Raw genomic sequence first — 14,612 nt, 5'->3', positions numbered from 1 at the left:
AAAATAGTAGGTTCTTTTATATTTTTATATATTTATTTTAACTGTTACAACCCCCTTATTTTCAAATGTTAACGTAGATAATGATAAGTATAGCAATCTTCTTTTTTATTTTCAATTTCTTTTAGAGTAATTAACTTTATGGTAACAATATTATTGAAAAGTTTTTGTAATTAGACTTATGAAGTATATACTGATAAGAATAAATAAGTTAACATATGCTATAATTGAAGGAAGAAGAAAAATGTAATATTTTGTTATAAAATAAATATGGAAAGAGGAGAATGTTATGGATTATAAACTTATATGTATAGATATGGATGGAACACTTCTTAGCAATAAACATGAAATTCCAGAGTTCAACAAAGAAATGATTAAAAAAGCTACGCAGAAAGGTGTTAAAATAGCGATAACAACAGGTAGACTTTTTGCTTCAGCAAGAAAATATTCAGAGCTTATAGGTGTTGAAACAGCTATTATTGCTTCAAATGGGGCTTATATTAGAGAGCCAAATAGTGAAGAGATTATATACGAGTCTATTTTATCAAAGGAGCAATTTGATAAAATAGTAAATGTTATAAATAAATATGATTTTTCAGTTTATATGAATACAGCAGATACAGTTATTTCAGAAAATATAATTGATGAAACACACGCATATAAGTTAGTTAATAATGAACTTGATGATGCATGGAAGATAAAATTTGTTGAAGGTAGAAAATTTGAAGATATTTATGAAGAATATAAAAATGATATTTTAAAAGCTATTTTTATATATGAAGGTGAAGATAAAACAGATTTAATGAAAGCAAAAGCAGAACTTGCACAGTTTGAAGATTTAGAAGTAGTTAGTTCATGGGCTAATAACTTTGAAGTTATGGCAGGTGGAACATCTAAGGGGCATTCAGTAGCTAGACTTGCAGAGATGATGGGTATAAAAAGAGAAGAGGTTATATGTATTGGTGATAGTGAAAATGATTTAAGTATGATAGAGTATGCAGGACTTTCTGTAGCAATGGGAAATGCACTTGATATAGTTAAAGAAAAGGCTGATTATATAACAGATACAAATACTAATGCTGGTGTTGGAAAAATGATAGAGAAGTTTATTATCAATAAATAATAAAAGGAGCTAATTTTACAAATGTAAAATTAGCTCCTTTAAAGTTAAAAGATTAGTCGTCTGATTTACCAATATCTGAAAGGATAAGGTTAGGGTTTTTATCTAAAGCCCAACTAATTCCCCAGTCATTTTGGAAGATAAGAAGATTTCTATCTCTCATATCTTTAACTTTTTTAGTATCTGATGTTAAGTTTAATTTTTCAGGATCTAAATCTTCATTTTCAATCCATCTAACAAACTTATAAGAAAGTCTATCCATTTTTATATCAACATTGTACTCATTTTTAAGTCTATATTCAAGAACTTCAAATTGAAGTACTCCAACAACACCTATTATGATTTCTTCCATACCAATGTGTAATTCTTTATAAGCTTGTATTGCTCCTTCTTGAGCTATTTGAGAGATACCTTTTATGAATTGTTTTCTTTTCATAGTATCTACTGGTCTAACTCTTGCAAAATGCTCTGGTGCGAATACTGGAATACCTTCAAATTTAAACTTTGGTGAACCAGCACAAAGTGTATCTCCGATTGAGAATATGCCTGGATCAAATACTCCAATGATATCTCCTGCATAAGCTTCTTCAACCATAGCTCTATCTTGAGCAAGGAATTGTTGAGGCTGTGCAAGTTTTAATTTCTTTCCACCTTGCATATGATAAACTTCCATACCTTTTTTAAATTCACCTGAGCAAATTCTCATAAAAGCAAGTCTATCTCTATGAGCTTTATTCATGTTAGCTTGTATTTTAAATACGAAAGCTGAGAATGGCTCTTCTGTTGGAGAAATCTCACCTTTGCTTGAATTTCTTGGAAGTGGACCTGTTGTAAGTTTTAAGAAATCAGCAAGGAATGGTGCTATACCAAAGTTTGTAAGTGCTGATCCAAAGAATACAGGTGATAAATCTCCATTTTGAACTGCATCATTATCAAAATCATCTCCAGCAATATCAAGAAGTTCAATATCTTCAAGAAGTTTATCATAAAGAAGATCCCCAAGAAGTTCTCTTGCAGCATCATCTTCAACTGAAAGTATAGTTTCTGTAACTTCATTTTGACCATGGTTACCACCTGAGAAGGCTATGATTTTTTTAGTGCTTCTATTATAAACACCTTTAAAATCAGTTCCACAACCTATAGGCCAGTTTATTGGGTAAGTTTGAATACCAAGTTCAGCTTCTATATCATCTAAAAGTTCAAATGGATCTTTAGTTTCTCTATCCATTTTATTTATAAATGTAAATATAGGAATTTCTCTAAGTGAAGCAACTTGGAAAAGTTTTCTAGTTTGAGGCTCAATCCCCTTAGCTCCATCAACTACCATAACTGCTGAATCAGCTGCTATAAGAGTTCTGTATGTATCCTCTGAGAAATCTTGGTGACCTGGTGTATCAAGGATGTTTATGCAGTACCCATCATAGTTAAATTGCATAACTGATGATGATACAGATATTCCTCTTTGTTTTTCTATCTCCATCCAGTCAGAAACTGCATGAGTAGAAGCTTTTCTAGCTTTAACTGAACCAGCCATTCTAATAGCTCCTCCATATAAAAGGAATTTTTCAGTTAATGTTGTTTTACCAGCATCTGGGTGAGAGATGATAGCAAATGTTCTTCTTTTTTCAATTTGATTAATTAAATTAGACAAAATATATCCTCCTTAAATTAAATAGCACAAGGCTTTTAATCTTTTATCATTTATTTTTTATAGGCTTAAAATAAAATTACTACATTATATATAGTAGCTTAAATATAAGATATTAAGCAATCTATAAATAGATTATTCTTCTTCATTATTAACCTAAACATTATAACATATAATGCAGTGATTTTTTAGTATTATAAAATTTAATAAATAGATTTTATAATCTGAAATATTTAAAAATGGAATAAGGGGACTGTACAGTTAACAGTCCCCTTATCACTTAGTTTAAATTATTTTGCTTCTTTTGAATTATTAAGTTTTTCTGAAACAGTAGGAATTACTTCAAGTTTATCAAGTCCTGCTTGCATAAGTATCTTTTCAGATCTAGCTCTTGTTGAACCTTTTAAAACTGTGTAATTTATATTTTCAGAATCAAGGAAAATTCTAATTGCTTCATCTATTGCAATAGCAATATCTTCATCTTGCCATCTTACACCATCTTTTTCATATCCAAATTCTCTTGGAACATAGAATATGTGATCATATTTATTTACATCATTTAATGCAATTTTATATAAATCATTTAATATTTCAATTTCTTTCTTAGTTCTTTTTTTATCACCAAGCATAAATCTACCATATATATAAGGTACAAATGTTGCATAATCTGTTAAAGCATACTCAAAACCATTTAAACTATCTTCTAGTCTTGCTTGACCAAGATATATTCCATATTGCTCTGAGATTGTTTCAATCATTCCTTTTTCTTTTAAATATTCTGTACTGTATTCAGTTTCAGCACCTACATCAAGACCTCTAACTTTCATATCAACATAAAGCTGTTGTATTAAAGTTGTCTTACCACATCTTGGACCTCCAAGAATTGCTATTCTAATTGGCATTATATTAAACCCCCAGGTAATACGAATATTTTTGTATTAAATTCAAATTAAATACACTTAATTATATCAACATATAAAAAAAAAGTCATTAAATTTAAAATTCAGATTTATTTATTGAAAAATACTTAAGGAAAATGAAGAGTGACAATAGATATTAGTGGTTAAAAATGGAGAATTTACTAATTTAATGATGAGAAACATATTAATATATAAATTCCAAAAAAAGTAAAACAAAGTAAACAAAATATTAATTTAATAATAGGTTGATGAATTAATTAATAAAAAGTATGAAAATAGAGTTAAAAGATTAGTAAATATGTTTTATAAAAACTAAAATATGGTATAATTCATTTCATAAGATAATATTCAAAAAATTACCAAAGAAATATAAATTAAGGGGATTTTTATGCAAGAAGTAAATTGTAATAAAAGTAAAGTAATGAAAAATGAAATATCAAAAAATTATCTTAAAGTTAAGCGGTTATTTGATATAACACTTAGTTTCTTAGGCTTATTAATTTGTGCGCCAATTATTTTGATTGTTTGCATAATAGTAGTTTTAGATAGTAAAGGGAAACCAATATACTATCAAAAAAGAGTAGGGTTAGATAATAAAGAGTTTAATATGTTTAAGATAAGATCAATGCGAAGTGATGCAGAAAAAAATGGAGCTCAATGGGCTAAAGAAAATGATCCAAGAATTACGAAAATAGGAAAATTTATTAGAAAAACAAGAATAGATGAATTACCACAGTTATGGAATGTTTTTAAAGGAGAAATGAGCATAATTGGCCCAAGACCTGAAAGAGAGGTATTTTATAAAGAATTTGAAAAAACAATACCTAGATTTAGAGAAAGATTATTAGCAAAGCCAGGAATAACTGGACATGCTCAAGTTAATGGGGGATATGATTTAGAACCTAAGGAGAAATTAGATTTAGATTTAGAGTATATAGAAAAAAGAGGAATTAAATTAGAGTTAAACATAATAATTAAGACATTTAGAGTTCTAGTTACTGGTGAAGGTGCTAGATAGAAGGGGGATTTTAAAATGAAATTAGTAGTTGCAGGAACAGGGTATGTCGGTTTAGTTACAGGCGCATGTCTTTCAGAGGTAGGTCATAAAGTAATGTGTGTGGATATAGATGCTAAAAAGGTAGAAACTATGAAAAAAGGTATATCGCCTATATATGAGCCGGGATTAGATGAACTTTTAGCAAAAAATTATAATGCAGGAAAATTAGATTTTACATTAGATTATAAAAGTGCATATAAAGATGCAGATGTTATTTTTATTGGTGTTGGAACTCCAGAGAGAGCAGATGGATCTGCTAATTTAGATTATGTCTATAAAGTTTGTGAACAAATTGTAGAAAATCTAGAAAAGGATTGCTTAGTTGTTATAAAATCAACAGTTCCTATAGGAACTAATGATAAAATCGAAGAATTTTTAAGAGAACAAGTCAAAAATAATATACAAATAGAAGTTGCATCAAATCCAGAGTTTTTAGCACAAGGAACAGCAGTAGTTGATACTTTGCATGCAAGTAGAATAGTAATTGGTGTAGAGAGTGAGAATGCAAAAAGTATATTAAGAGAAGTTTATAACAATTTTAATCAACCGATTGTTGTGACTAATAGAAGAAGTGCCGAAATGGTTAAATATGCATCAAATGATTTTTTAGCTTTAAAAATATCATTTATAAATGAAATAGCTAATTTTTGTGAATTAGTTGGTGCAGATATAGAAGATGTTGCAGAAGGTATGAGTTATGATCCAAGAATTGGAAATAAGTTTTTAAAAGCAGGGTTAGGATATGGAGGATCATGTTTTCCAAAAGATACAAAGGCACTACATTGGTTAGCCAACGATCATGGATATGAAATTAAAACAATAAAAGCAGCGATAGAGGTTAATGAAAACCAAAAGTATAAAATGTTTAGAAAAGCAAAAGATATTTTAGTTGATTTTAAGAATAAAAAAATCGCTATATTGGGACTAACATTTAAACCAGGTACTGATGACTTACGAGAAGCACCATCAATACCAAATATAAGAAGATTATTAGATGAAGGTGCTAATATTGTGGCATATGATCCAATAGGTATAGAGAATTTTAAAAAGATATATCCAAATGAGATTGAGTATGTAAAGGATCCATTAGTAACATTAGAAAAAGCAGATGCAGTATTTATATTTACAGAATGGGATGAAATTAAAAATATCAAGATTGATGAATATATAAAAAGAATGAATAAAGCTATAATTTTTGATGGACGAAATTGTATGGACTTAAATGTTATTAAACATAAAGAGATAGAGTATCATTCAGTAGGAAGATTGAAAATTAATAATTTATAAGATAGGAGAGAAAAATATGAAAAGTGTTTTAGTTACTGGTGGAGCTGGATTTATAGGATCAAGTTTAATTGATAGATTATTATTAGAAGGAAATAAAGTTTTGACAATAGATAATTTCAATGATTTTTATGATCCGAAAATAAAAAGAAATAATATTGAAGAGATAAGAAGTAATATGAAGGAGAATGATATAGATAATGAAATGTTTATGCTATATGAAGGTGATTTTAGAGATGTAGAATTTTTAGCGGCAGTATTTGATAACAAAATAGATTATATAGTTCATTTAGCAGGAATGGCAGGTGTTAGACCATCTATAGAAAATCCTAAATTATATTATGATGTGAATGTAACAGGAACTTTAAATATTTTAGAAGAAGCTAAAAAAAGAAATATAGATAAAATAGTATTTGCATCAAGTTCATCAGTATATGGAAATAATGAAAAAGTTCCATTTTCAGAGAGTGATATGGTAGATAGTCCGATATCACCATATGCGGCAACAAAGAAAGCTGGAGAATTAATGTGCCATACATACAGTTATTTATATAATATGAGTATAGCTTGTTTAAGGTTCTTTACAGTCTATGGCCCAAGGCAGAGACCGGATTTAGCAATAAATAAATTTGCCAAATTAATAGAAGCAGAAAGTCCAATACCATTCTTTGGAGATGGGACAACTTCAAGAGATTATACATTTATAGATGATATAGTTGATGGAATTATAAAATCTATAAAGTGGACTGATTTAGAAAATTCAAAATATGATGTATTTAATTTAGGTGGAGATAAAACTATTTCGTTAAAAGAAATGGTTGAAACAATAGAGGCTGCGATAGGAAAGAAAGCGATTATTAATAAATTACCAATGCAACTAGGTGATGTTAATAGAACTTGTGCAGATATAGGGCATTCAAATGAAATTTTAAAATATAAACCAAAAGTTTCATTTGAGACAGGAATACAAAGATTTTTAGAATGGAGAAAATAAATATGCTGAAAACTAAGAATCTTGATAAAAAAATATTAAATACATTTATATTTATATTCATATTTAATATGATAAATAGAGAATTTAAGTTGTTAATAGATTTAAGATATTTAAATTTGTGTGTAGCCGGATATTTGATTGTTAAAGCTATGTATAAGAAGGGTATCGGAGGAATAAGCAAGGAGATTAATAATTGTAAAAAACAGTTTTGGAGTATAGTAATTTTTTATCTTTTTATTGTTTTAAGTAATATATCATGGATTTGGAATGGCGTGAATGTAGATATAGCAACATTTATGAGTTTGACAATATTAAATTTATATAATTTTTTATCGATAATAGTATTTTTTATATATTACAACGAAATAAATACAAAAAATATAGTGAAAAATATAGTTTTTGCAGGTTTTATTCTTTCAATAAGTATGATTTTGACAGCTTTAAAAATAGATATATATTTCTTTGCGAGTGAAAAAGCCAGAGTATATAGTAAAGGGGTATCTATTATTGGTGATTTTAGGATAGCTGGATATGCAGAAGATCCTAATTATGCTAGTTTTTCTATGATTATAATGGCCTATATAGGTTTGAAGTATGTTGATATAAAGAAAAATAGATATTTAATTCTTTTAATAGCAATTATTGGATATTTATTATCTTTTTCAAAAACTTTATTAGCAGGAGTAGTTTTAATATCAATATATAAACTGGTATTAAAAAGAGAATATTTAAAGGGGTATCAAAAAGGTATAGAGATGTTTATAGGTGGAATAATTATGATGGCACCTATAATAGTTGGATTTTTTAAATTAAATATTTTTAAAAGTAGCACAATGTCACAGAGAGTTGACATGTGGAGTAGCGCAATGAATTTATTTAGTGAAAACCCTATTATAGGTGGTGGACTGAGCAGTAGTCGTAGTTTTTATGAAATGAGTGGTAGATGGTATGTTCAAACGCATAGTACATTTATACAAGTTATAAGTGAACATGGGATTATAGCATTTTGTATATTTAGTTTGATTATTATAAAAATGTTAGTTGAAAAGCAGTCTGATTTTATCTTTTTAATTTTTCTGTTTTTAGGAATAACGACAGAGTTAATATATCTTCCGTTTTGGCCATTTTTATTTTTATATTATTTAGTTTTTAAAAATAAGGGAGTTAATAAGCATGAAGAAAATTTTATTTGTAATAAACTCACTTAGTGGTGGTGGTGCTGAAAGAGTCGTTGAACAATTAGCTCTATATATGAGTAAAAAAAATGAGGTGCATATTATTATTTTTGATAATAGTATGCATGATATACAAAAGAGATATCCTAATATAAAGGTTCATACATTAAATATTTTAGATAAAAAAGCCATAATAAAAAATAAATATTTATTGGAAAAAAAAATTATGCAGCTTGAAAAAAATAGAGCGTTTGATTTAATGACAGTACATCTGCCATATCCACACTTATTAACTAGGCTAACAAAATATAAAACTTCATTTATATTTGTAATACATACAGTATATTCAAGGAAATTTGAAAGAATTAAAGTTTTGAGGAAGAGTATATTAAAATTTATATATAATAATATGAAGATAATAGCAGTATCAGAGGGGGTTAAAAAGGAATTAAAAGAAGATTTTAGGATAAACGCAAAATTTATAGAGGTAATAAATAATCCTATTGACATAGATTTGATTAATAATAAAAAGAAAGAGACAATATATTTTAAAAGACCTTATATTTGTTTTGTTGGAAGGTTAAATAAAATAAAAAATGTAGATAAGTTAATAAAAATAATGAAAGAGATTAAAGAAATGGATCTAGTTATTTTAGGTGATGGAGAAGAATATGAAAATCTTTTAAATCTTGTAAATGAACTTGAATTACAGGATAAAGTTTATTTTAAGGGGTGGGTGGATAATCCGTATAAGTGGATGTATAATGCGAAAGCAATGCTTTCATTATCAGAATATGAAGCATTTCCGGTGAATATGATAGAATGTCTAGCATGTAATACTAAAGTCATTGCATATGATTGTGATTATGGTCCAAGAGAAATTTTAAAAGGTGAGTTATTAAAGTATCTTCTAAATGACTTAAATGATGATATTTATAAAGAAATTGTTAAAAGAATTAAAGAAGAAGAAATAGATTATAATATCTATGCTGATGTTTATGATATAAAAAAAATTACTGATAAATATTTGCATTTGGAGGTTTTTTGAATGAAAATTGGATTGATGACAGAAAAAAACACTAAATTAAAAGGTGGACCGAAAGTATTTATGTCAAGACTTGAGAGTGAGTTGAAAAATAAAGAATTATATTCTGATGTTAATTTCTCAAAATGGATAAACTTATCATTTAGAGAAATGCCTAAAGAAGTTTTAGCAAATCAAAAAATCGAAAAAATAGTAAGATTTGATGGTATATGGAATGATAGTGTAATACCAATGTTTAAATATATGCCAAATATAAAGAATAAAATGGATTTAATATTTTTTAAAAAAATGAATAAAGTAATTTTAGATAATTATGAGAAAGCTGATAAGTTAATATATCAAAGTAAATTTTCAGAATATACAATAGAAAATTTATTATTTAATAGATTTGGTGTTGAAAATTTGAAAAAAGAAAGTACGATTATTTATAATGGGGTAGATTTGAAAAAATTTAAGCCAATGTTAGAAGAGAGAAATAAGGAGAATTTTCCGAATATACTTATTTCACATAGATTAATACCATTTAAAAGAGCAAATCAGTCTATTAAGGTAGTTGAAAAATTAAAAGAAAAATACCCGAATTTAAAAGTTCATGTAATTGGTGGTGGTGTAAAAAATCCATATCATTTTTATGAAGATACGAAAGAACGATTTATTAGAGAGGTTAAACAAAGTGGGTTAGAAAAGTTTTATGAATTTTATGGACATATAGATCCAAATGAGTTACCTAAGTTTTACAATAAATGTGATTTTATGTTGAATTTATCATATGCTGATCCATGTCCTAATGTTGTTATTGAAGCTATTGCTTGTGGATTACCAGTTATAGCACCCAATACGGGGGGGATTCCTGAATTAGTAAAATGTAAAGATTTGATTGTTGAAGAAAATATAAAGATGGAAGAGTTTCAACCTCGATTTATATATAAAGATATTCCAATGATTGATGCCGATAAATATGTAGAAAGAATAGCTGTTATATTAAAAAAATTAGATTATTATTCTAATTTAATGAGGAATATAGCAGAGGAAAATTATGATATTGAAGTTGTAACAGAAAAATATTTGGAATTTATAGGAGTATAAAGAATGGCTTTATTAAGTATAATAATACCTTGCTATAATGCGGAAAAATTTATTGATAGATGCTTGGAGAGTTGTTTGAAGGGTGATAGTAATATAATAGAGATAATTTGTGTAAATGATGGATCACAAGATAATACACTAGAAATAATAACTAATATGCAAATGAAATATGAAAATATTAAAGTTATTGATATAAAAAATAAAGGAGTTATGAATGCTAGGTATATAGGTTATTTACATAGTACTACTGAAAATATATTTTTTTTAGATGCAGATGATTACATAGTAGATAATTTTATAGAGAAAGTATATAGATTTTTATATAGTAAAACTGAAGAATTACTAATTTTTAATTATAAATATGTGTATTTAAATAAGGAAAATAACTCTAAAATTTTTGGGGGAAAAGAATTAATAAAAGATCTTTTATTAAATAATATTAATTCTGCAATGTGGAATAAAATATTTAAACGAAAAATTATAAAAGATATATATTTTAAAGAGTTAGAATCATTAGGCTATGGTGAGGATATTGCATTTATGGTTTTAGTAGCTAAGCAAAAGCCAAAATACAAAATAATTGATGATATTTTATATTTTTATATTATAAATAAAGATTCTATAACGAACTCAAAAAAATCTAAAAATAAAAAAATACTAGATGTAAGTAAAGGTAGCAATTATATACAGGAATATTTATCGAATGAGAGTGATGAATACAAAGAAGAAATAGAGTATTTCTATTATTACCATAATTGTTATTGTAGAATTATTGATATGCTAACTTTAAGAAAAGATATAAGAATTCAATTGTATAATATTTGGAAAAATAGTGAGATTGATATTACGAAAAATAAATACTATAAAAATAATAAAAGAGATAAGTTTATCAAATTTATTATGTGGATATATCCTGTTATTAAAAAAGTATATTTCTGGTAGAATAATTAGTTAGTGAGGAAGAAGAATATGAGAGTTAAAAGTACTATAAAGAATATGAAGTACAATTTTATATTTATATTTATATCTATAGGTATGAATTTTATTTCTAGAGCTTATTTTTTAAAAACCTTAGGGGTAGATATATTAGGATTAAATAATATAATAATAAGTTTGTTGGGATTTTTAAATATTGCAGAATTAGGAGTATCCTCAGCAATTACATATGCATTATATAAACCGCTTGGAAATAGAAATTATGAGAAAATAGAAGAGATAATGTACTTATTTAAGTATTACTATAAAAAAATATCATTTATAGTTTTGTCAGGAGGTATAATAATTTCATTATTTTTGAAGTTTTTTATAAAAGGGCAAGTTCACATTAGAGATGTATATATTTATTATTATATTTTATTAGGAAGTACGTTTATTAGTTATTATTTTTCGTATAAACAAACATTAATAATAGCTGATCAAAAACAGTATTTAATAACAGCAATAACAAATATATTTCGATTAGTTAAAATGGCTTTACAAATAATCTTAATAGTTAGATTTAAGAGTTATTTATTATGGGTTTTATGTGAAATTATATTTAATAATATAGCTTTAGTATATATAAGTTTAAAATGTGATAGATTATTTCCAAATATAAATTTTAATAAAAAGTTTGAGATATTAGATGTGAAAAAAAATAATATACAAATACAAAAGACTATAAAAGATGTATTTTTTCATAAGATAACAACATTCATTGTTTATCAAACTGATGGACTGTTAATATCAATATTTTTAAGGTTAAAAGATACTGGTATTTATTCAAATTATATGTTAATAGTAAATAATTGTGCTAATGTATTCAATATAATGATGGGGAGCTTTACAGCTAGTATAGGTAGTTTAGTTTCGGAAAACAATCTAGAAAAAACACAAAAAGTTTTTAGACGATTATATGTTATGGAGAGTTATATTGCAATTGTTGTTTCTTTTATTTTATATAAAATAATAAATCCATTTGTAGAGGTATGGATTGGTGAAGGTTTTTTATATGTAGATGGAATCTTAGTTGTTTTGATGATGAACTTATATATACAAATATCTAGAGGAATGGTTGAAAAATTTAAAAGTGCGTATGGATTATTTTGGGATCGAATGGCACCTATAATAGAAGGTGTTATTAATTTGGTGATTTCTATGTTTTTGGTAAATACAGTAGGTGTTATAGGGCTTTTTATAGGTACGTTAATAAGCAATTTAATAATAGTAGTAATATGGAAGCCATATATGTTATATAAGTATGGATTTAATAGTTCATATAAAAATTATATAATACTATATTTAAAATATATAGCCTTATCAGTAGTGTCAATAGTTATATCTGAACTTATAATTAGTAATGTAGTTTATTATGACGTGGCAATTAGGTGGGAAATTTTTATTATAAATGCCATAAAAGTTTCATTAATAGTAACAGTAGTAACTTTTATAGTTTATTTAATAGATGATAAGTTTAGGGAATTAATAAAATATGTATATAATAAAATAAAAAGTAGTGTGATGAATATTGTTAAAAAGATTAATAAAAAAAGCAAATGTTAGAATTTTAAAAAAACGTGGTTTAAATTGTGCTGATGATATTAAAATTATGGGTAAAGTAAACTGGGGATCTGAAATTTATCTTATAAAAATAGGTGAAAAAGTAACTATTTCGCGAAATGTACAGTTTGTGAATCATGATGGTGGAACAGTTGTATTTAGAAATCAAGAAAAATACAAAGAGGTTATAAAATTTGGAATTATTGAAATTGGAAATAACTGTTTCATTGGTGCGAATAGTATTATAATGCCAAATGTGAAAATTGGTAATAATTCAGTAATAGGTGCGGGAAGTATAGTTACTAAATCTTTAAAGGGTAATGCGGTTTATGCTGGCACACCAGCAAAGTTTATAATGAGTGTAGATGAATATGCTAAAAAAGCTAAAGAAAATATGATTATCTATGATAGAGAAAAATTTATAAAAAATAAACGAAGTGAGTTGGAAAATATATTTTTAAAAGGGTAAAATATACTTAAAAGGTATTTTATAATATATGAAAATTAAATAGGGGGAATTATGAGGAGATATTTTAGTGAAAATATTATCTCTAGGGTATTAGTAATTTGTTTTATTACAAGTTTTTTTAGTGGTGTAAATGTTTATGCTATTGAAGAAAAAAACAATAATATACAAGATATTAATATAGTGTCTAGAACCACAATAACAAAAGAAGAAGCAAAAGAGTGGGCAAGGAAAAATAACGCAACAGATACATTTATAAATTTAGCTGATTTATATTGGAAGTATTATAATCAACATGGTGGAGTAAATCCTTTAGTTGCATATATTCAATCAGCAAAAGAAACTGCATATGGAAGATTTGGTGGTGTAATTGATGAATCATATTATAATCCATGTGGAATGAAAAAAGCAGATGCGGGGACCGAAGATGATGATTATGATCCTAATGCACATCATAGATTTAATAATTGGGAAGAAGGTGTAAAGGCTCACTTGGATCATTTAGCATTATATGCAGGTGCAAAAACTTATCCAAGAGAAGAAACTTATGATCCAAGACATAGCAAGTGGATTCTAGGACAAGCTACAACTGTAAATTCATTAGGTGGAAAATGGGCACCTAGCACATCATATGGTCGAGAAATAATGAAAACATATAAATATGTTTTAAGGTTATTTGATGTTGGTGAAAGCTTAATAAATGCGAATTTAAATATTGCTAATGGGAAATTAAATATAAGTGGTTGGGCATTGAATAAATCTGGTGTCAGAGAAATAAGGTATTATATTGATGGGGCTTATCAAGGAAAAGCAACAGTAGGAATTTCTACACCGGAATTAGTTGATGAATATCCGGGTTATCCTAATGTATCAAAATCAGGATTTAATATAAGTTTAGATTTAAGTAAATTAAAACCAGGAAAAAGAAAAATAGAAATAGGGCAAATAGGAAATGATGGCACTAAAAAAAGTGAAGCATATTACTATGAGGTTCCAAGTATGGAAAACAGAATAGATGCTAAAGTAAGTGCCACAAATAATAAACTAAATGTAAATGGATGGGCATTGAATAAATCCGGTGTTAAAGAGGTCAGATATTACATTGATGGTACATATCAAGGGAAAACAACTGTTGGTTTATCAACACCAGAATTAGTTAATAAATATCCGAGTTATCCGAATGCTGCAAAATCAGGGTTTAATATAAGTTTGGATTTAAGTAAATTAAAACCAGGAAAAAGAAAAATAGAAATAGGACAAATAGGAAATGATGGTACTAAAA

At 26.6% G+C, this 14,612-nt stretch carries 13 protein-coding genes; 11 read left to right on the top strand and 2 right to left on the bottom strand.

The features are described from left to right. Window positions 1-286: 286 nt before the first annotated feature. Window positions 287-1,120, top strand: a complete 834-nt coding sequence (locus tag Q0V15_RS07925; protein WP_297437735.1) for a Cof-type HAD-IIB family hydrolase — start codon at window positions 287-289, stop codon at window positions 1,118-1,120. Between the two features lie 52 nt (window positions 1,121-1,172). Here Q0V15_RS07925 and Q0V15_RS07920 read toward each other — a convergent pair whose 3' ends face one another. After that, window positions 1,173-2,768, bottom strand: coding sequence for a peptide chain release factor 3 (locus tag Q0V15_RS07920; RefSeq protein WP_297437733.1), 1,596 nt, complete (start codon window positions 2,766-2,768; stop codon window positions 1,173-1,175). Between the two features lie 287 nt (window positions 2,769-3,055). Next, window positions 3,056-3,667 (bottom strand): ATP-binding protein, encoded by a 612-nt coding sequence (locus tag Q0V15_RS07915; protein WP_297437731.1) that lies wholly within the window; start codon window positions 3,665-3,667, stop codon window positions 3,056-3,058. 406 nt (window positions 3,668-4,073) lie between these two features. On the opposite strand from Q0V15_RS07915, the gene Q0V15_RS07910 reads away from it, so the two are divergent. The 10 genes from Q0V15_RS07910 to Q0V15_RS07865 form a co-directional block, all read left to right on the top strand. Beyond that, on the top strand, window positions 4,074-4,703 hold the full coding sequence (locus Q0V15_RS07910) for a sugar transferase (protein ID WP_297437729.1): 630 nt from the start codon (window positions 4,074-4,076) through the stop codon (window positions 4,701-4,703). Between the two features lie 15 nt (window positions 4,704-4,718). After that, entirely contained in the window at window positions 4,719-6,029 is a 1,311-nt protein-coding gene (locus Q0V15_RS07905) for a UDP-glucose/GDP-mannose dehydrogenase family protein (RefSeq protein ID WP_297437727.1), read from the top strand. Between the two features lie 16 nt (window positions 6,030-6,045). Next, complete coding sequence (locus tag Q0V15_RS07900; RefSeq protein WP_297437725.1) at window positions 6,046-7,020, top strand: GDP-mannose 4,6-dehydratase; 975 nt, start codon at window positions 6,046-6,048, stop codon at window positions 7,018-7,020. A gap of 2 nt (window positions 7,021-7,022) precedes the next feature. Further along, window positions 7,023-8,228: an O-antigen ligase gene (locus Q0V15_RS07895; protein WP_297437723.1), complete on the top strand. Its 1,206-nt coding sequence runs from the start codon at window positions 7,023-7,025 to the stop codon at window positions 8,226-8,228. Next, window positions 8,194-9,243: a glycosyltransferase gene (locus Q0V15_RS07890; RefSeq protein WP_297437721.1), complete on the top strand. Its 1,050-nt coding sequence runs from the start codon at window positions 8,194-8,196 to the stop codon at window positions 9,241-9,243. Before Q0V15_RS07895 ends, Q0V15_RS07890 begins: the two co-directional genes overlap by 35 nt. Further along, window positions 9,244-10,326: a glycosyltransferase family 4 protein gene (locus Q0V15_RS07885; RefSeq protein ID WP_297437719.1), complete on the top strand. Its 1,083-nt coding sequence runs from the start codon at window positions 9,244-9,246 to the stop codon at window positions 10,324-10,326. It begins immediately after the preceding gene. 3 nt (window positions 10,327-10,329) lie between these two features. Next, window positions 10,330-11,268 carry a glycosyltransferase family A protein gene (locus Q0V15_RS07880; protein WP_297437718.1) on the top strand — a complete coding sequence of 313 codons (939 nt, stop codon included), beginning with the start codon at window positions 10,330-10,332 and terminating at the stop codon, window positions 11,266-11,268. Window positions 11,269-11,793: 525 nt separating this feature from the next. Further along, window positions 11,794-12,867, top strand: a complete 1,074-nt coding sequence (locus tag Q0V15_RS07875) for a lipopolysaccharide biosynthesis protein (protein WP_297437716.1) — start codon at window positions 11,794-11,796, stop codon at window positions 12,865-12,867. Beyond that, a complete protein-coding gene (locus tag Q0V15_RS07870; protein WP_297437714.1) occupies window positions 12,833-13,333 on the top strand; it encodes a DapH/DapD/GlmU-related protein in 501 nt (166 codons plus the stop codon). Before Q0V15_RS07875 ends, Q0V15_RS07870 begins: the two co-directional genes overlap by 35 nt. Before the next feature lie 51 nt (window positions 13,334-13,384). Next, a partial coding sequence (locus Q0V15_RS07865; protein ID WP_297437712.1) for a glucosaminidase domain-containing protein occupies window positions 13,385-14,612 on the top strand: 1,228 nt, incomplete at its 3' end.

The sequence above is a fragment of the uncultured Clostridium sp. genome, from assembly GCF_947036855.1.
Classification (GTDB): Bacteria; Bacillota; Clostridia; order Clostridiales; family Clostridiaceae; genus Sarcina.
Note: the sequence above shows the minus strand (reverse complement) of the source record. Positions and strands in the feature narration are given on the sequence as shown.